Below are 19042 nucleotides of genomic sequence, written 5' to 3'. Positions count from 1 at the left end.
CTCCGGCCGTTTAACATCTTACCAGGAGCCGCCGCTGCTGCCATAACAAATGCTGGTTTGCTGGCCATTGGCTACGCCGTTCACACTTACGATCGTTAAGGTTGCACCTGCCGCAGAGCTGAAGGTGCTGTTATGTATAACTCCGGTGGTGTTGATGTAAGTAGTAGGAGCCGTAACAGTGAAGGTAATATCCGCAGAAATATTAAAGCTGCCCGAAGAGGTAATGTGTGGTGAGGAAGCGCCGTTGGATTGCCCGTTGGCAGAAAGAGAGATCTGCGCACCTGCGCCGTTAGCCATATTATTCCAGGATACAGATCCGCTGAAGGTGGCTCTTGCCACTACTACATCACCCACATGCCCGTTCACCGCGCCATAGCTGGCAGCTATGCCGGTGCAGCTGTTAGTAATTAAGGTGTATGCTGCATAAGGCGTACCATACAGGTATTGCAGCGCCACCCTGTCATTGATGTTAAACTGCCGGCCATTCGTAATATTGGTGCCCATGCAGGCCAGCATCCAGCTGCCGGCATCTTCTGTGGAAGGGGTGCCGGGAATTTGCACCGCGCCGTAAACACTTTCACCTTCACTGCCACCTGTGGAGCAGCTGTAGGAGCGGTTCATCCAGTCGGTATGGCGGAAACCAATGCAGTGGCCCATTTCATGTGCAATTACACTGGCTGCAAAATTTACATTCGGCGTGGCGCCTAAGCCCCCGGAAGAAGTGTTGATCAAAATACTGCTATAGGGATTACCGCTGGCATCCGGCGGGCCGCTTGCTCCCCATGCGCCCGGATCCAGTATGGTGCCGTTAATGTTAATGTCGCCGGTAGTGGATACCCGCTGAAAGGTAAGCCGCAGGTTCAGCGCATTATACTGGCTAATAGCAGCATCTACCGAAGCTATGTAGCTGGCCGGTAAGCCGGATGCATTCACCGTAATAACCCTTGGCAGGCCGGTTACCAGGTTATTGGTGCGGTACTGCTCTGTACGGGCAATAACCAGGGTAGGGGAAGAGCTGGGATGATCCAGGCTTTTTTCAGACAGGAAAATGTCGGATTCCACCATGTAACCGCCGTCGGTTTTGCGGATGTTTACAGTGGAATACCCCAGGGCTTTTACTTTGGCTTTAATTTCTTCTGAAACAGTTTCACTACGGGAATCGGGCTTTTGTTCTTTTCTGCAGGCTACAATAAAAATAACCGCGATCAGTAACGCGGTTACAATTTGAGGAATTGCTTTCATAGTAATAAAAGGTTTTAATTGAGGGTTGATGGGTTACAAGTAAAAAGAGTTCTATTGAATATACACATAATTGTTATGATGCCGGAAAATAACTTCTTATAATTGTAGTATTGATCCACGTTCTTCACTAAAAAACAGAGAGTATGTCTGCTAATCCGATCTTCCAGGGACAGGTAGCTATTGTTACCGGCGCAGGGCAGGGTATAGGCTATGAGATCTGCCGGCAGCTGGTACAGCAAGGCGCACAGGTATTGTTAAATGATGTAGATGCAGCCCTGGCACAACAGGCCGCCCATAATATTGACAGCACAGGAAAAGTTTGTATTGGTATAGGCGGTAACGTTGCAGAGATAGCGTTCATTCAGCAGCTGGTGCAAACAGCAGTGGACCGTTTTGGCCGGCTGGATATAGCTATTGGCAACGCGGGCATTACTTTATTCGGCGACTTTTTTACCTATCCTGAAACAGATTTTTATAAAGTGCTGCAGGTGAACCTGGGTGGCAATTTCTTTTTAGCGCAGGCCGCTGCCAAACAAATGAAGCAGCAGGGCGGGGGCGGCGCTATCCTGTTCACCTCCTCCGTTACCGGCCACCAGGCGCATAAACATTTAGCTGTTTACGGTATGACGAAAGCCGCATTGGAAATGCTGGCCAAAAGCCTGGTGGTAGAGCTATCTGCTTTCGGCATTAATATAAATGCCATTGCACCCGGTGCCACGCTTACGGAAAGAACTACTTCCGAAGCAGATTATGAAAAGATCTGGTCGCGGTTAACACCTATGGGCCGCCCGGCCACCACGGCGGATATTGCGCATGCCGCATTATTCCTGGTATCGCCGCATGCCAAACATATCACCGGGCAAAGCCTGGTCATAGACGGCGGCTGGACCTCCGTGAGCCCATCGCCTTACGATGAATAAAACACAGCTCACAAAAAACTGCTGCCATTTATCCTCCATATTCGCCACTTCATCAATGAAAGGGCGTGCACGGTTTTTATTTGTATGAACGCCGCATTAATTTACAGGCTGGAACCATTGCCACGTATGGTTTTCAGCTGTTCTTGACCGTTTAAAAATTAATGATTTCGTAATATGGATACACGCAGGGAATTCCTCAAAAAATCAGTATTGTTATCCGGGGCCGCAGGTTTGTCAGCTTTTATGCCGGCATCTATTCAACGCGCACTGGCAATAGACCCTACCTTAGGCAGTACTTACCTGGATGCAGAACATGTAGTGATACTGATGCAGGAGAACCGTTCTTTTGACCATTGCTTTGGCACGCTGCAGGGCGTGCGCGGTTTTAATGACCCGCGTGCGCTGGCCTTACCCGATAAAAAGCCGGTATGGCTGCAAACCAATGACCTGGGCGAAACGTATGCCCCTTTCCGTTTGGATATTAAGGATACCAAAGTAACCTGGATGGGCTCTTTGCCGCACTCCCGCGCCAGCCAGGTAGATGCCAATAATAATGGTAAGTATGACCAGTGGCTGATAGCCAAAAGGTCCGGCAATAAACAGTATGCAGCTATGCCGCTTACGCTGGGTTATTACAACCGGGAAGATCTGCCTTTTAACTATGCCATGGCAGATGCCTTTACTATTTGTGATCAGAACTTTTGTTCTGCCATGACCAGCACCACGCCTAACCGCTCTTTTTTCTGGACAGGTAAGATCACGCATGAAACAGACGGCATTCCCAAGGCACACATCCGTAATGATGATTACAGCTATGCCAAGCTGCCCTGGAACACGTTCCCCGAGCTGCTGGAGCAGAATAATATACCCTGGAAATTTTACCAGAATGAAACCAGCTGTGGCGGCGGGTTTAAAGGCGAGGAGCGCTCCTGGTTATCGAACTTCGGCTGTAACCTGCTGGAATTTTTTGCCGCTTACAATGTAAAGTTTGCACCGCGTTATATCCAGAACCTGCAAAAACAGGTGGATACATTACCTGACCAGATCAACAAGCTGCAGGAAGCCAGTCCTTCCTCTGAAGAAGCCGCACAGAAAATAAGAGTGGAACTGGCCAAAAAACAGGAAGTGCTGGACAATGCAAAAGCAGAGCTGGAAAAATGGAACCAGGCTAATTTTGAAAAGCTAAGTCCCGAACAAAAGAGCTTATACAAACGTGCATTTGTGGTAAATGAGGGCGACCCTGCTTACCGTAACATCACCACCTTAAGCTATACCGATGGTGGGCAGAAACGGGATGTAACCGTACCGGAAGGCGATGTGCTGTACCAGTTCCGGAAAGATGTGGAAGGCGGTAAGCTGCCCACTGTATCCTGGCTGGCAGCGCCGCAGAACTTCTCCGACCATCCCAGCGCACCCTGGTATGGCGCCTGGTATGTATCTGAAGTGCTGGACATTCTTACCAAGAACCCGGATGTATGGAAGAAAACTATTTTCATTGTTACCTATGATGAAAATGATGGTTACTTTGATCACGTACAGCCTTTTTATATTCCGGATGAAAACAAACCGGAAACCGGCAAAGTATCTGCCGGCATTGATACGGAAATAGAGCACGTGCGCCTGGAAAATGAGCTGAAACAAGGCGTGCCTAAAAAGGCTGCCCGCGAAGCGCCTATAGGACTGGGGTTCCGCGTGCCTATGATCATAGCATCGCCCTGGAGCCGCGGTGGTAAGGTATGCTCCCAGCTGTTTGATCATACCTCTACCTTACAGTTCCTGGAAACATTCCTGAACCAGAAGTATAAAAAGAATATTCAGCAAAAGAATATCAGCGCATGGCGCAGAACCATTTGCGGCGATCTTACGGCGGCTTTCAGCCCTTTTAACGGCAATAAGCTGGAACCCATTCCCTTTCTGCAGCGCGACAAGTTTGTAGAAGATATTTATAACGCTAAGTTCAAGCAGGAGCCAGGCGGGTATAAAAAAATATCGGGGCAGGAGATCCGTAACATTATTGAAAACCCGCTGGCAATGGACGCACTCTCTACCCAGGAGAAAGGGGTACGTGCTTCCAGCGCCCTGCCGTACGAGCTGTATGCAGAAGGTACCTGCACGGCAGATAAAAAACGCGTAACACTGAAAATGAGCGCCGGCAACCAGGTGTTTGGTAAAAATGCTGCAGGCTCGCCTTTTACGGTATATGCACCGGGACCATTCAAAGATGAAAAAGGTGTGACTGATATTTCCCGCAACTGGGCCTTTGCCGTAAAAGCTGGAGACAGTATTAGCTACGAATGGCCTTTGCAGGCATTTGAGAATAATAAATATCATTTGCGTTTATACGGCCCCAATGGTTTTTACCGGGAGCTGATAGGCAATGCGCAGGACCCGGCCATACAGGTGGCTGTGGAGTATGAGCAGGATGCCAAAACAAAAAAGCCTACCGGTAACGTAGTGGTGAAAGTAACTAACCAGGATGCCGCTAAAGCCCTGCAGGTAGCTATTAAAGATCATGCCTACAAAACAAACGATGTAGCAAAGGCAGTAGCCAAAGGCGGCACTGCCAGCATAGTGCTGCCGCTGAAGAACAGCCATGGCTGGTACGATTTCAGTATTAAGGTCAATGGTTTTGATGTGTTTGAAAAACGTTATGCCGGCAGGGTAGAGACGGGGCAGGAGAGCTTTACGGATCCGTTTATGGGCCGCGCCGTTTAATTAATAATTAAGAATGAATAATTAATAGGAGGGGGCTTCGTAAGGAGGCCCCTTTTTGATTTTTATAGTTCGTTTATAGATAGTTTTTTGTTGCAGAAGGATGCGTAGGGTTGTAATGCGGTAGTTATTTTTTTCAGGGTGGTGGCGGGTAAAGGTTGGAGTGGTTTTAATGTTACTATCACATTGTCTTTATTAAATGTACGTTGCCAGGTGGCAATGATGGTTCCTTTATGTACGATCACGGGATTAAAGATGCCGTTGGTTGTATATACCAGGTTTTTGTGCTGCGTGGGTAAAAAATGGCTTCGGTCCTCATAGCCCAATACATATTCATCAAAGCCCGGTAAGCAGTACAGATCTGGTTTTGGAGTGGCCGGTTGTTTTGCGTTCATCCAGTATTCTTTTTGTTGCAGCGTAAAGGAAGTAAGCAGCGGTTTTACAGTTTCCAGTCCTTCACGGGCTTCTGTAATGGGAAGGCCGGACCATAAAACAAAGTCATTTACAGTAGCGGGTCCATGGCTTAAAAAATATCTTTTTGCCAGTTCTGCAACTGCAGCAGGGCGGTCTTTAAAAGGTTTGACGGTTGGTGCATGCAGCAGGGTGTAGGTGCCGCTGTTACCCCTTTTCGGACCTATACAGATCAGCTGATCCATTGCCGCACGGTAAAGAATATGCGTCAAACGTTCTCCCTTAGCTTCAATGCCTGCCTTGTGGAACACAACGGTTAGCTCATCCCGCGTAAGCGGCTTCTTATTTTTAAGTGTGCGGGAAAGAATAGTTTGAGTCTTTTTTAAGATTTTTTCATCCAGCTCCAGGTTCTTATAACGGGTGGCGGCACCGCTGATAATACGCGGCGCCAGCAGGGATAACATCCAGTGCACATCATCAGCATGCACTAAATGCAATGTGCCTCTTACACACCAGGTACGGGTGATCCGTTTTTCCGCAATAGCCTGCTCTATATCCACATCCTGTAAACCCGGCAGGCGTACGCCTATGGCCCATTGCGACTGTGCATATTCCTGTGCCTGCAGGGCGCCCATCCATGCAACTACCTCCTCCGGTTTTGTAAAATTATGGGCTGACAGCTGTTGATTTGCCAGGCGCAGGTCCAGTAAGGCAGTAGTTTTCATTTAGCGGTATACGTTTGTTCATTGCAAAGCTAAGGTTCCTGATTGACAGCCCTATGTCAGCAGCAAAACTATTGGGCGGCAGTACGCAGGTAACTGGCAATGCGGGCAAATTGTTGTTTGGTGATGCCGGTATTGTGGTTCTCTTCGTTTTGCAGATATTCTGCCCAGTCTAAAGGCGTACCCTGGAATATCCTGTCTTTAATATCCAGCCGGGCGCCGGCGCGTACTAAGATCTTTACGGTATCCAGCGAGCCGGAAGATACTGCCTGGTGCAGGGCAGTAGCATGGCTGTGGAAACTGCATTTTGCATGTGGAAAGGCGTTTACATCCACCTCCATTTGCAGCAGAAGGGAAATAATGTTTGTTTGCCCGTAATAGGCGGCAGCTGCTAAAGCCACCTCCCTTATTTCCTTACTGGCATCAGGCCCCAGCCGTTCTACGCTGCCGGCAATCCCCAGGCAGGCGGCCACGGGCAGGGTAAGGGCTTCCCCATGTTCCAGCAGGTGTTTGGCTGCTGATACATTGCCATGCGCTAATGCACTTAGCGCACCATTGGCAACAGCGCCTGCATTTAGTAAAAGATCCATCAATGGCAGCTGTACACCGCACTCGCGGACCGTGTTGCCGGTTGCTACCAGGCTTAAGGTATAATTGAGCTGCCGCTGTAATGTATCCGGCGCATGCCGCTGAATAGCGCGTATAATAGCGGCAGCGATGTCCGTAATATTATTGGGCAGGGTACCGGTGCGTATGGGGTTATCTGCAATGAACCATAACAGGTAAGGTTGTTTAAAGTAGCCCTCCGCAGGCACTTCCAGCCGCTCGCTCACTATTTCCGGATGTTGTGCCAGTAATTGTTCCAGCGCAGTAGTATCCCCTGCATCTATAGCCGCAATGGCCTCACGGAATAGGGGATGTGGAATTTCCGGCTTATCCATAACACAAGATTGATAAAGAACGTGAACGTTAATCCAGTCCGTTGGCAAAGATCTGGTTGGCGTATGTGCTGTAAATGAAAATACCGGATGGTACTATAGCCATCCGGTAGAAATGTAACAATTTTCGTGCACAACAAAAAATGTAGAATGCTGCCTTATGAAGGCAGCATTCCGGCAGCGCCAAAAAGGGAGGCTTGCTCGCCTAACGCTGAGAGCACAAATGACGTGGATAAACTGTATGCCTGCATTTTTTCCAGCAGGCCGGTTTTAAATAAGGGAAAGGTTTGCGCAATATTTCCGCCCAGCACCACCAGCTCCGGTGCGGGTTGTAAAGTAGCTATAAAGGTACCCAGGTTAGCGCCAAATTCATGGAACAGGGCCGCTACGGCCGGTTCTGTTTGTGCCACATCCGCAATGGCCTTAACATTTTTAGCGGTTTGCCCGCTCAGCTCCCGGTACCGCTGCATGATCCAGCGGGCGCAGAAATATTCCTCTGCCCGGGATGCCAGGAAAGGCGTATCAAAAAAAGCCGCATCCCGCACAATGCCATTTTCCGCTATGGCCGATCCAAAGCCGGTGCCCAGCGTAAAACCCATTGCATTCAGCCTGCCTTTGGCAGCCCCGTTGTATAACTCGCCCTGTAAAAAACACTGTGCATCGTTAGCCATTTTAATGTGCGATGCAGGCAGCTGCAGCTCCTGCGCCAGCAGGTCTTTTACATTGAGCCCATATAACGCCTCATATTTATGCAAACCTTTAATAAGGGAAATACCTTCTTCGTACTTAAAAGGGCCTGGCATGGCGATACCTATCTGCTGCACTCCCGCGGCGGCCTGCATGCTTAAGCGCATTACCCTGCCCCATGCCTGTATGATCTCCGGTGCGGTGCCCTGGGCATTTACCTGCTCGCGGTGAAAAGAGCCCGGTACCAGCGTTCTGCACTGCTGGTCTATTAATGCGGTGGTAATGTGCGACCCGCCAATATCTGCTCCCAGCACTACCGGGTGCCGGCTGTTTAATGCATTACTTTGTTCCAATGTGCCTGAATTTGTTCTATGGATTGTCCTTTGGTTTCCGGAACCAATTTATAAACCGTAATAAATGCCAGTACGCAAAACAGCGCAAAGAACCAGAAGGTGGGCGCTGTGCCGATGCCGTTTAAAAGCATGGGTGTTAGCTGCCCCACAATAGTATCCGCTACCCACATAACCATAATGCTGAAGGATAATGCTTTGGCGCGGATATGGTCCGGGAATATTTCCGCGGCTATCACAAACTTCAGCGGGCCTATGGAAAAGGCAAAGAAAGCCAGGAAGGCCAGCACGCAAAGCAGCAGGTAAATGCCGGTGGTAGCGCCGGTATAAAAACAGATCCCCGTTAATACCAGGCTAACGGCTGCACCTGCAGTACCCCACAGGTACAGGGGCCTTCTGCCTAAGCTATCTACTTTCCAAATGGCAAACAGCGTAAAGAAAACGTTGGCTGCACCAAAGAATAGCTGGCTTAATAAAGAGTTGCTGATAGTAATGCCGGCCTGGTGTAAGATGGTGGGCCCGTAATAAATAATAGCATTAATACCGCTGAACTGCGAGAATAGCGGTAGTAAGATGCCTATCAGCAGCGCACGGCGGTAAGCCGGCGCAAAAAGCTGCCCGTAACCGCTGTTGGTGTGTGCCGCTGTTGTAGCGCTTTCCTGCTGCTGTTTCAACCAGCGCGGGCTTTCAGGAATAATTGTTACGCCCAGCAGGAACAGGATAGCAGGTATAATACCTACGCCGAACATTTTACGCCACAGGGCCAGCCCGCCTGCTTCTGATGCATATTGTAATAACAGGGCGTTGCTCAGGTAAGCAATAAAAATACCGATGGTAATAGCCAGCTGGTAAAAAGTAACCAGCCGCCCGCGCTGGTGGTCCGGCGCTATTTCAGACAGGTATAAGGGCACTACGCTGGAAGCAATACCCACTGCCATGCCGCCAAAGATACGCGCCATTATAAGCCAGGCAAATACCGGTATGAAGGTGCAGCCAATAGCTGCAAACAGGAATAATAAGGCTGCTAGCAGCATGAGCCTTTTACGCCCCAGCCGGTCGCTGAGGTCACTGGCAAAGATCACCCCAATAATGCAGCCTGCCAGCGCAGAGGATACAAACCAGCCCTGCTGTGCGGCCGACAGGTCAAACTGCTGCTGTACAAAAGGCAGCACGCCGGATACCACGGCCATATCAAAACCAAAAAGGAAACCGCCCAGGGAGGCTATGAGCGTGGTAAGCGCCAGGTTGTTATGTGTTGATGATCGTGTCATTTTCCTGAAATAAGATCGTTAAAGATCGGGTGTTCCGGTTTTAAAAAAGCCTGTACCACTTTTGCGCGTTGGCTGCCGTTATTGGTAAAGGTGCAAACCTCCGCTGCTGCAGGTATTACAAAAGTTTCCGCATAATGGTATACCGTTGTTTGCCCGCCGGCAGTGGTTACGTTAATGGAAGTACCTTCTACCAGCATCAGCACCAGGCAGCAGTTGCCGGTAGGTACGGTAATGGTGGTATCAAACTCCAAACGGTGAACGTCATAAAAGTGAACAGCATGGGTAGGTACGTGCACAATCTGCCAATCGGTACCCGCTTTAATAGTGGTGGGTACAGACCGTAACTGCTGCGTAACAATAGCTCCCTGTCTGCTGAAATCCAGGTTGTTGAATGCATGGTCTATGCTGATGGACCGGGGCTTGCCATCAAGGCCCGGTCTTAACCAGTCATACATTTTAAACGTAAAAATATACGGTGTGGCGCTGATCTCCAACACCAGATTATTAGCACCTGCACTATGTATGGTGCCGTTAGGTATTAAGAACAGGTCGTGCTTTGCAGCTTTGTGCAGCTGCACGTAGTCTGTAATGTTAATAGGCTGCTGATTATCCCGGCTGTTTTCCAGTGCGTTACGGAAAGCGGCGGGGTTTATTCCCTGCTGAAAACCCAGGTACACACCGGCATCGTCCTTACAATCCAGTATGTAATAGGTTTCATCCTGCGTAATGTTCTCTCCAAAATTGTCGCGTATGTATTGCAGGAAAGGGTGACATTGTATGGACAGGTTACCGCCGTCAAATGTATCCAGGAAATCAAAACGGATGGGGAACTCGTATTGGAAAATGTCGGCGTGGTTGCCTAAAATAGCGTTATGCCGGTAAAACATCAGCCATTCAAAAGGAATTTCCAGCAGGTTATTATCGCTTTCAAATATTACTCCGTTCTCCGGCACAATCATTTCAAAAGACCAGGCATAATTTGTTTCCTCCCGGTTCAGGCCGGGAATATGTTCCTTCATCCATTGCCCGCCCCAGGCGCCGGCTTCAAACCAGGGCCGTACGCGGAAGGTATTGCGGCTTAAGCTGTCAATGCCTGCCTGCAGATCCGTGTTAAATATCCAGCTGAGCGTGTTGCGCCACTGGGTATCTGTCATAATGGTAATGCGTTTGCCCAGGGATTGTTTATAATTATTCAGCACCACCCAGTCCACAAAATAGGCGCGTTTGTACATTTCATTGTATGCTTCCACCTGCGTGTTACCCAGGTTGGTAGCGGCGCCGGCACGCATGCGGTACTGCAGCTCGTTCTTGGGAAGGTCTAAATAAATTACCGGGGCAAGTGTATGTGTTAATGCAGCGCCGGTACCTATCACAATGTGAATAGCGCTGGTATCAAACTGCAGGGTATTCAGCGCGCCGGGCTGAAAGAAGTCTGTTAATGTAAGCGTGGTTCTTGTGCCCCAAACATCCCCTTCTTCGCCAATAAAAGGCGCTACTAACTGCTGTACCTCCTGCGCTGGTTTCAGCAATGGTACGGTATAATGCCATTTTACGCGCAGGCCCTGCTGTTGCAGCTCCTGGTCTAATGACTGTTGTACGGTATCCCAGCAAATGCCGGTATAGCCATCTATCAGCACTATAGGCTGTGTAGCTATCCAGGCAGCCAGTGTGGCATAGCCGGTAAATATTTTTCCGGTACCCAGCGCATGTGTTGGGTAAATATTATAACCGTTAGCGGGCTGCCTGTGGTTATGTAGTGGCAATAAGGGTTGCGAGCTTTCTCTCCATTCCAGCTGCTTTTCCCGGCCGCTGTTCATAAGCGGCCCCTGTGTTGTTGTATCCATGAGTGTAGTACCTGTCAGTTTTCTTTTATCGGGTTGTTACGCGTATCATCATAATTCCTTTGGCGGGCATGGTAAATGTGCTGCCTAATTCGTTGCCGTCTTCTTCCAGCAGATTGCTTTGGTGAATGTTTAATCCGCTATGGTCCTTTGGCTGCAGGCTTACCTGTGCTGGTGTGGCAGCGGCATTTACCAGCTGCAGCAGCACGCCTTTACCATCGCGGGCAGGGCTTATATTCTCAACATAAACAGTGGGAGCATTTATGCTGAAGAACAATGATTCTTCCATAGCGCCCGTGGCTGCTGTAGCTACCAGCGGCTGGTGGTTGGCCAGGCCGTATTGATTGGCGGCTACTACATCATAGGCTTTGTGCACCTGCAGGTAATAGCGGAAAGTGGCCGGACCTTGCTGATCGCGGCGGAAGTTGGTATGCCATAAGTTGTTCATTACCCATGATGCAATAACCGGCTGCTGCTCCGTAAAGGAGCGCCATAACGGGGAGAAGTGCAGCCCACCTATTAAACCGGCGGTAGGGTAGCGGCCTATTTCAAACAGGGGCGCATCCGGGCTGCTCCAGGTAACGCCCATGTCTTTATTGGATACATCTACCCAGCGCTGCTGCGTATACCAGTTACGGTTAGTCCAGGGCAGCTGGTCTGCTTCTGCTGTAATGCTGCCCCAGGGAATGCTGTAGCGTACCTGTGCACCGGGCACGTGGAAAGGAAATACAAAGTGTACGCTTTCCTTGTCGCCAATGGCTTGTTTATCAATAGTGTTAATCAGCTCTACACGGTCTATACCTGCTACCAGCTTAATTTCCTGCTGCAGCCCATTAGTACCGGGCGCTGTGGCATTTACCAGCAGGCTTACCACCAGCGGGCCTTTTTCTTTTACCTGTATGCGCGCATTGGCGGCGTATTGTATCTTCTCAGCAGAGTCGCCGGGCAGGTAGGTGTATTGGTTCAGTCCTGCAGAATCGGCCAGGTTTATCGTGCTGCCTTTCTTTTGCAGGCGGGTAATGTTGCCGGTCTTTTCATCCAGGGTAATGGTATAAATACCATTCTGTAAGGTGTTGCCTTTTACAGTAGCCTTGTCCGTTATATAGGCGTCTCCTTTTTGAATGGTGAAACGCTGTTTGGAAAAAGGCGGTATATCCTGTACCCGGAAAGCCAGCTCCCCGCTGCTGAGGCGCTGGGAAGGTATTTTGTTGCCTTTATGATCCTTTACCAGGTCGCCTGCGCTGCTAAGTGAGGCAGGCACCACTACCAGTTCTGTGCGGCGCTGTGAAAGCGTATTGAACACATCTACCGCACTGGTAGCGGTGGCTTCGCCTGCCTCACTTTTAGTAAGCAGCGCATTGGTTTGAGCGGCTCCATTTAATGCAAATGCCTTTTTGTAATCCCATTGGGATATAACCTTGGGATCCTCCGGATGCGAAACGCTGTTGTAGGCGCCCCAGGTATGCTCGTTGAACATAATGATGTTGGTCCAGGCCGTATCAAAATCAGCGGCTGGGTAATTGGGTTTGGCCCGTAATGCCCAGATGGCGCCGGCCTGCTGCAAACGGTCGGAGGCATTGCGGTTAATGCCTGTTTCCCGTGCGGCAGATGCAATACCATCTGTCCAGAACTCTGTGTAGTCACCGGCCACCAGGGGTATCTTATCTTTATTGGCGCTTTCAAAATCCTGTAAGAATTGTTTGGCAGAGGTGATGATCAGTTTGGGAGATGCATACCTTTCATTCCAGGCTTTTACCGCTTCCGGCAGCTCCGGGTCAATGGGCGCATTATCGCTCATAGCCCAGGTGAGTAAGGTCATGTTGTAGGGAAATCCTTTTTGCTCCAGCTTAGCCAGGTAATCAAACAAAAAAGGATCCAGGAAATTTTCTTCCGGGTGGCCGGTGTAATGAGGTTTGGGGTCTTCTATCGTGAAAAAGTTAGGAATTTTATCGCCTTTGATCTGGTAACCGATGGAGTAGGGGGAGGATTGCCAGAACAGCAGCTTTTGCCCGCCGGAAGGCGACTGCCAGTAAAAAGGTTTATCGCGCCACTGGTCTGCGCTGCCAATACGGTCCGATGCATTGGGCGCGCTCAGGAAATAATGTACACCGGTAATATCCGATTGTGCAGCCAGGCCCCAGGAAGCGCCGGGTACGTCGCCCTGGAACATGGAGTTAACGGTTATGCCATGCTCCTTACCCAAACGAACGCCGGTGTAGAACATATGCATGAGCTGCGCGGCGCTGGTGGCGCTGGTGTTAATGTTGCCATAACCGCCGTCCAGGTTGATCCATCCCTTTTTAACAGCATCCCAGAAGCGGCGCTGTTTTGCTTCGTCAGATAAAGCCAGGTAATGCTCCACCACCCAAATGGCTTCCGTATTCCATTTAAAACGCGCTTCTGCGGGATAAGCGGCAGAACGTTCTGCTATCTTAATAGCTTCATCAATGTTATTCATGTGAATGGCCAGCACTTTTGACTGCACATTGGTATAACCAACATCTACATGGGAGTGCGGCATTACATATACCTTCCAGTCTGTACGTGCAGGCGATACTATGCAGCGGGCGGTGTACTGCTGTCCACCGGAAGTATAACATACATACACCTGCTCATCCTTTGTAACTGGCGTGCCGGGTAAAGGAATTTCATAATCTTTCAAACCTGCTGCTGCAGCGGCTATGGGCAGGCTGTCCTGCAAGCCGTTAAATGAAATATACAGCTGCCCGCCTGTATAACTAAGACCGCCGTGAAATACCAGCCGCACCATTCTGCATGCTTTGCCATTATGCTGCAGGTAAGCAGTAGTGGGCTGTAAGGCAACAGAAGTAAAGGAGGATTGTTGCTGCGCATAAGCGGTAGTACCGCATAAAAAGATGAGCGCAACCAGGTTAAACAGTCTTGGTTTCATACATGCAGTTCAATATGTACAAACATATATACATATTTGCACTTCTCCAACTAAAATTCTTTATTTATAGGGATTTTCAGCAGAAATAGATAAGTGACGAAAACAAAAAAGCCCACCGGATTCCGGTGGGCTTTTTACACTTTGTATGAACAATATTAGAAGCCAGGATTGTTAGGCAAAATAGCAGGGTTCACATCCGTTTCCTGTTTGGGAAGCGGGAACAGTAATTGCTTTTCTCCAAACGTAGCGTTGAATACAGTTTTGTGTCCAACAAAATTATCCCATGCGCCGGTAACATCGTTATGTACTTTGCGCGTGCGTATCATATCAAACCACATCTTGTTCTCAAAGCACAGCTCATAATAACGCTGCAGCCATACTTCCTGCTCAAAGGCAGCCTGTCCTAAAGCACCAATGGGCGCCAGTTTTGCGCGTGCACGGATAGCATTTACGTACTTAATGGCATCGGCATTAGGCCCGCCTTCTGCACGGTTAGATGCTTCTGCATACATCAGATACACATCGGCCAGGCGGTACAGCGTATAGTTCAGGTTTGACTTGGCAGTGTTAACTACTGCAGATGAATCAAAGTATTTGTAAATGTAAGGATGGCGGAACGTGATGGTATCTGTACCGCTCTTGCTTTTATACTTTGTAAAGAAGAACTGACGCTCCTGTACGCGCTTATCGCCCGCAGGGAAAGATGCAATGAACTGGTTGGTGGGATACACGGAACCATATTCATCTGAGTATTGGGAGATACCTGAGTAGTTCGGAATAAGCAGCGGTGTCAGCGGGTTGTTAGATGGTATGCTGGCATCATACTGTACCTGGAAAATAAATTCTCCCTTGTTCTTATTTGCCGGGTTAACCATGTCCCTGTATTCAGTGAACAGGGAAGCACCGCCGTTGTCAATAGCCAGCTTGGCATGTTTGGCAGCTTCTGCATAATTGGTAGCGCCACCGTTAATAGCTGCGCCTGCGTAAGTCAGGTACACATCAGCCATGATGGATTGAACAGCAGCCATGGATATGTGACCGGTATTGTCAGACCAGGGAAGTGTTGATTTTTCAGCTTCCAGCAGATCAGGAATAATGATCTTATCATAAATATCCTTTGCCGGTGTGCGGGGAACATAGGTTTCATCGGCAGTTTTAGCTACGCTGGTTACCATGGGCACAGCGCCGTACATGCGTACCAGCCAGAAGTAGTATAAAGCGCGCAGTGCATGGGCTTCTGCCAGCATATTGGTTTTATCCGCATCCGGTACATTGGTAACATTGGGCAGGTTTTCCAGCGCAGAGTTGCAGGCGCCTACACCCTGGTACAGGCGTCTCCACCAGGTGTCCACGTAAAAGGAGGTAGTACCATAGCTCAGGTTCTGGAAGGTCACAAAGCCGGTTTGTCCCAGGTCACTGTTGGCCTTACCGGTCATAAACTCCATCAGGTTATAAGTATTGCCGCCGTAAGAGCCGTCTTGTCCGGCCAGGAAGCCTTGCAGATCTTCGTAGCAGCCATTGGCAAATGCATGGGCCACTTTAGTGCCGGAAAGCGGGGTGCCGGGTTTAATAAAACCGGTGGGCTTTTCTTCCAGGAACTTTTTACAGGAAAAGCTCGTTAGCACCAGCGCCGCTAATAATATATTTTTTACTGTTTTCATTTTTCTTAAGTTTTTGTTTTCACTTGGTTTTAAGGAACATCATTACATCCGTTTCACTTAGCTGTTAAAAGCCCAGTGATACACCCAGGTTCCACACGCGGGGACGGGGGTAGGAGAAGAAATCCAGGTTTTGTGAAAACGCACTGTTAGAGCCGTAAGTAGTGTTAAAGGTTTCAACTTCCGGATCATAACCGCTGTAGTCTGTGATCACGAACAGGTTCTGTACACTGGCGTATACGCGTAAGCGGTTGATCTTCGTACGGCCGAACATAGATTCGGGGAAGTTGTAGCCCAGCGTAAAGTTCTGGCCGCGGATGAAAGAAGCATCCTCAACCCACCAGGTATCAAAGTGAGAATCCTGAGTGAATTTATAGCTGCGTACCTGTGCGATCATAGTGTTCTGGTGTTCAGGCGTCCAGGCATCCAGTACAGTCTTCAGGCTGTTGGCCAGCGTTTGACGGTCTTCTGTAGAGTGTTTGAAAGTAGCGGCAGCATTTACGCCTTCTACGATACGAATGTCAAAGGAGAAATCCCAGTTCTTGTATTTCAGGGTACTGCTGAACATACCGGTCCATTTCGGATAGGCGCGGCCTATGATGCTGTAGTACGGTGTACCGTCTGCATTATAAATATACTTACGGTCGCCGGGCAGCAGGCTGTGTTGTGCTGCTTCAGCTGCTTCGTCGGTGCTGTAAGTACCCAGGCGGGTCATACCATAGAAGGAGCCGATAGGCTGGCCTACGCGCAACACGTTGGTTTGGCCCAGGAAGTTAGGACCAGGGAAAATGTCTGCATTACCACGGTTCAGGTTCAGGATCTCGTTCTTGTTGGAGGTGAAGATGAAGTTGGTAGTCCAGGTTAAGTTCTTGCTTTTAACGTTCACCGTTTGCAGGTTCACTTCTATACCACTGTTACGTACGGAACCTACGTTCTGGTAAACGTTGGCAGTGCGCATACCGGCAGACCAGGGAATGGGCGCCTGCAGCAGCAGATCTTTGGTAGTACGGCGGTAGTAGTCCAGGTTCAGGTTAATGCGGCCGTTAAAGATGGCAAATTCCAAACCGGCATCAAACTGCAGCGAGCGTTCCCATTTCAGGTCCGGGTTACCAATGTAACCGGGCAGCAGAATGGATGCGTTGGCACCTCCAAGCGGAGTGTTATCAGCTACGATCTGAGGCTGTGAAAGGTACTGGCCAATTTCCTGGTTACCGGAAATACCGTAGCTGGCGCGCAGTTTCAGCAGATCTATCCAGCTTGCCTTTTTCATGAACTCTTCCTGGCTGATGTTCCAGCCGGCGCCTACTGACGGGAAGAACGCGTACTTGTTGTTCTCACCAAAACGGGAAGAACCATCATACCTGCCGGTTGCGGTGAACAGATACTTTTCGTTAATGTTATAGGTAACACGCGCAAAGTAAGAGTTCATGGACCACTGATAATCGCCGGAACCAATGGTCTGGCGTACAGAACCTGCACCCAAGTTATGGTACTGGAAGAAGTCACTGATGAAGTTCTGTTCTTCTGTATTGAAATTTTCGTTGTTATACCGCTGGAAAGAGATACCTACCAGGGCGGTCATGCGTTGGCGTTCGTTGATCTTTTTATTCCAGGTCAGATAGTTTTCTGACTGCCAGTAAGTGTTGGTATTGTTGGTAATGGTGGCAACACCGCCCTGGTCTGCTGACAGGTGAGGCAGATCGGCTGCAGAGAAGTAGTTAGCCTTGGTAGAATTCAGGTTATAACCAAAGTCTGTTTTAAAATCCAGGTCTTTGGTGATATGAAAGTTCAGGTAAGCATCGCCGATAGCTTGCAGGTTGTTGTTGAGTGTATACCTGTTCTGTGCAATGTGTACCGGGTTAGGACCGCCTTCCAGGCCGGCAATGTCGTTGTTGCCTGCCCAGCTGCCATCAGGATACTTTACCGGTAAAATGGGCACTTCTTCACTTACCATGCGGGGTACGTTCAACGCGCCGTTACTCTCAGATACCACACGTTGTTTGCTGGAAATAACGGAAACGTTACCACCTACGCTCAGCCATTTGTTCACATCGTTATCAAAGGTTAAACGGGTAGAATAACGTTTGAACCAGGATTCTGTCATCAGACCATCCTGATCCAGGTAACCCGCTGATAAGCTGAATAAAGACTTTTCACTACCGCCCTGTACATTAATGTAATGGCTGTGGGATATAGCCGGTTTATACACTTCTTTTTCCCAGTTGGTGTTGTACAACGGTTTGTCATTTGCATCAAACAGCAGGGGAAAGTTAGTGTGATTCAGGGCTTTGTCCGGCGCCCAGGTACCATGATCAGGATCGAATTTGGTAGCATTGGCAAAAGCCAGGTTATATGTTTTCACAAATTCATCTGAGTTCAGTGTAGGCAGGTGACGATAGAGCTCACTTACGTTCACATTGCCTTCATAGCTTACACGGGTTTGGCCGCGTACACCACGTTTGGTGCTCACGATGATCACGCCATTTGCACCACGTGCGCCGAAGATAGCGGTGGAAGATGCATCTTTCAGCACTTCAATGGAAGCAATGTCGCTGGGGTTCAGGGCATTTGCATCCACGCCAATTACCCCATCCACCACATACAGCGGATCAATGTTAGAGTTAATGGAGCCAATACCGCGGATCCGCACCTTCGCTACCTGGCCGGGAGCGCTGCTGTTGATATTTACATCCACACCAGCTACTTTACCCTGCAGGGCCTGTGATACGTTGGGCACGGGTCTGTCCATCAGCTGTTCTGCCTTTACGGAAGCTACGGAACCGGTAAGGTCGGATTTTTTGGCGGAGCCGTAACCGATCACCACAATATCATTCAGCTGGCTGGCTGATTCTTCCAGCGCAACGCTGATGTTGGTTTGATTACCTACGGTTACTTCTTTGCTGGTAAAGCCCGTAAAAGAGAAAATTAATACGGAGCTGGCATCAGGTACCTGTATGGTAAAAGTGCCGCTTTCACTGGTAATAGTACCGTTGCTGGTACCTTTTATCTGTATGGTTACATTCGGCAATGGCGTTTTATCGCTGGCATTGGTAACCCGCCCGCTTACCTTAAGCTGGGCCATTGCATTTATGGAGAGCAGCATGCATGCAATGGCATAATAGATAAACTTTCTTTTCATAACAGGTATTTTGGTTTTACGAATAGATTGCTTGTAAATGGTTTACGAATAGATGTTACTTTGATTTTTAGCCTGGTTTCTAACTCTGGTTTCTAAATTGAATTATGTGATGACGGAATTTGGTTAAAGAATAATGTTCAACAGTTTACGACTGTAACAACTATTGGTTTTACCAATAGATCACCTGATCTGGTTTATGAATAGCTGTTACTTTGGTTTAAGCTTTGGTTTCTAAAAATT

Annotated in this window: 11 protein-coding genes; 2 read left to right on the top strand and 9 right to left on the bottom strand. The window is 49.0% G+C overall.

All coding sequences use genetic code 11. From position 1 onward, the window contains the following. Positions 1-18: 18 nt before the first annotated feature. A complete protein-coding gene (locus tag BMZ54_RS15305) occupies positions 19-1242 on the bottom strand; it encodes a M57 family metalloprotease (protein WP_089913216.1) in 1224 nt (407 codons plus the stop codon). Between the two features lie 143 nt (positions 1243-1385). Here BMZ54_RS15305 and BMZ54_RS15300 point away from each other — a divergent pair, with 143 nt between their 5' ends. Together BMZ54_RS15300 and BMZ54_RS15295 are read left to right on the top strand one after the other, a co-directional pair. Further along, complete coding sequence (locus BMZ54_RS15300) at positions 1386-2162, top strand: SDR family NAD(P)-dependent oxidoreductase (RefSeq protein WP_089913212.1); 777 nt, start codon at positions 1386-1388, stop codon at positions 2160-2162. Between the two features lie 174 nt (positions 2163-2336). After that, the gene (locus BMZ54_RS15295; protein ID WP_089913209.1) at positions 2337-4877 is read left to right on the top strand and encodes a phosphocholine-specific phospholipase C; all 2541 of its coding nucleotides are present in this window, start codon (positions 2337-2339) and stop codon (positions 4875-4877) included. 62 nt (positions 4878-4939) lie between these two features. Here the strand turns inward: BMZ54_RS15295 and BMZ54_RS15290 are convergent, their stop codons facing one another. From BMZ54_RS15290 to BMZ54_RS15255, 8 genes are all read right to left on the bottom strand, one after another. Continuing rightward, entirely contained in the window at positions 4940-6010 is a 1071-nt protein-coding gene (locus BMZ54_RS15290; RefSeq protein ID WP_089913206.1) for a winged helix DNA-binding domain-containing protein, read from the bottom strand. A 68-nt stretch (positions 6011-6078) separates the two neighbouring features. After that, on the bottom strand, positions 6079-6948 hold the full coding sequence (locus BMZ54_RS15285) for an ankyrin repeat domain-containing protein (RefSeq protein ID WP_089913203.1): 870 nt from the start codon (positions 6946-6948) through the stop codon (positions 6079-6081). Between the two features lie 155 nt (positions 6949-7103). After that, positions 7104-7985, bottom strand: coding sequence for an ROK family protein (locus tag BMZ54_RS15280; protein ID WP_162277553.1), 882 nt, complete (start codon positions 7983-7985; stop codon positions 7104-7106). Next, entirely contained in the window at positions 7964-9253 is a 1290-nt protein-coding gene (locus tag BMZ54_RS15275; RefSeq protein ID WP_089913196.1) for an MFS transporter, read from the bottom strand. The genes BMZ54_RS15280 and BMZ54_RS15275 overlap by 22 nt, the downstream gene beginning before the upstream one ends. Continuing rightward, positions 9250-11097, bottom strand: a complete 1848-nt coding sequence (locus tag BMZ54_RS15270) for a class I mannose-6-phosphate isomerase (RefSeq protein WP_089913193.1) — start codon at positions 11095-11097, stop codon at positions 9250-9252. Before BMZ54_RS15270 ends, BMZ54_RS15275 begins: the two co-directional genes overlap by 4 nt. A 25-nt stretch (positions 11098-11122) precedes the next feature. Beyond that, on the bottom strand, positions 11123-14005 hold the full coding sequence (locus BMZ54_RS15265) for a glycoside hydrolase family 38 N-terminal domain-containing protein (protein WP_089913190.1): 2883 nt from the start codon (positions 14003-14005) through the stop codon (positions 11123-11125). 155 nt (positions 14006-14160) lie between these two features. Further along, positions 14161-15666, bottom strand: coding sequence for a RagB/SusD family nutrient uptake outer membrane protein (locus BMZ54_RS15260; RefSeq protein WP_089913187.1), 1506 nt, complete (start codon positions 15664-15666; stop codon positions 14161-14163). Positions 15667-15730: 64 nt separating this feature from the next. Then, on the bottom strand, positions 15731-18802 hold the full coding sequence (locus tag BMZ54_RS15255) for a SusC/RagA family TonB-linked outer membrane protein (RefSeq protein ID WP_089913184.1): 3072 nt from the start codon (positions 18800-18802) through the stop codon (positions 15731-15733). Positions 18803-19042 lie beyond the last annotated feature (240 nt).

This window comes from Chitinophaga rupis (assembly GCF_900109685.1).
GTDB classification, from domain to species: domain Bacteria; phylum Bacteroidota; class Bacteroidia; order Chitinophagales; family Chitinophagaceae; genus Chitinophaga; species Chitinophaga rupis.
This window is presented reverse-complemented; position numbering and strand designations above follow the sequence as displayed.

Coding starts and splice junctions, on each gene's coding strand:
- BMZ54_RS15275 (WP_089913196.1), bottom strand. CDS start 9,253: ATGACACGATCATCAACACATAACAACCTGGCGCTTACCACGCTCATA.
- BMZ54_RS15300 (WP_089913212.1), top strand. CDS start 1,386: ATGTCTGCTAATCCGATCTTCCAGGGACAGGTAGCTATTGTTACCGGC.
- BMZ54_RS15260 (WP_089913187.1), bottom strand. CDS start 15,666: ATGAAAACAGTAAAAAATATATTATTAGCGGCGCTGGTGCTAACGAGC.
- BMZ54_RS15265 (WP_089913190.1), bottom strand. CDS start 14,005: ATGAAACCAAGACTGTTTAACCTGGTTGCGCTCATCTTTTTATGCGGT.
- BMZ54_RS15295 (WP_089913209.1), top strand. CDS start 2,337: ATGGATACACGCAGGGAATTCCTCAAAAAATCAGTATTGTTATCCGGG.
- BMZ54_RS15285 (WP_089913203.1), bottom strand. CDS start 6,948: ATGGATAAGCCGGAAATTCCACATCCCCTATTCCGTGAGGCCATTGCG.
- BMZ54_RS15270 (WP_089913193.1), bottom strand. CDS start 11,097: ATGGATACAACAACACAGGGGCCGCTTATGAACAGCGGCCGGGAAAAG.
- BMZ54_RS15290 (WP_089913206.1), bottom strand. CDS start 6,010: ATGAAAACTACTGCCTTACTGGACCTGCGCCTGGCAAATCAACAGCTG.
- BMZ54_RS15255 (WP_089913184.1), bottom strand. CDS start 18,802: ATGAAAAGAAAGTTTATCTATTATGCCATTGCATGCATGCTGCTCTCC.
- BMZ54_RS15305 (WP_089913216.1), bottom strand. CDS start 1,242: ATGAAAGCAATTCCTCAAATTGTAACCGCGTTACTGATCGCGGTTATT.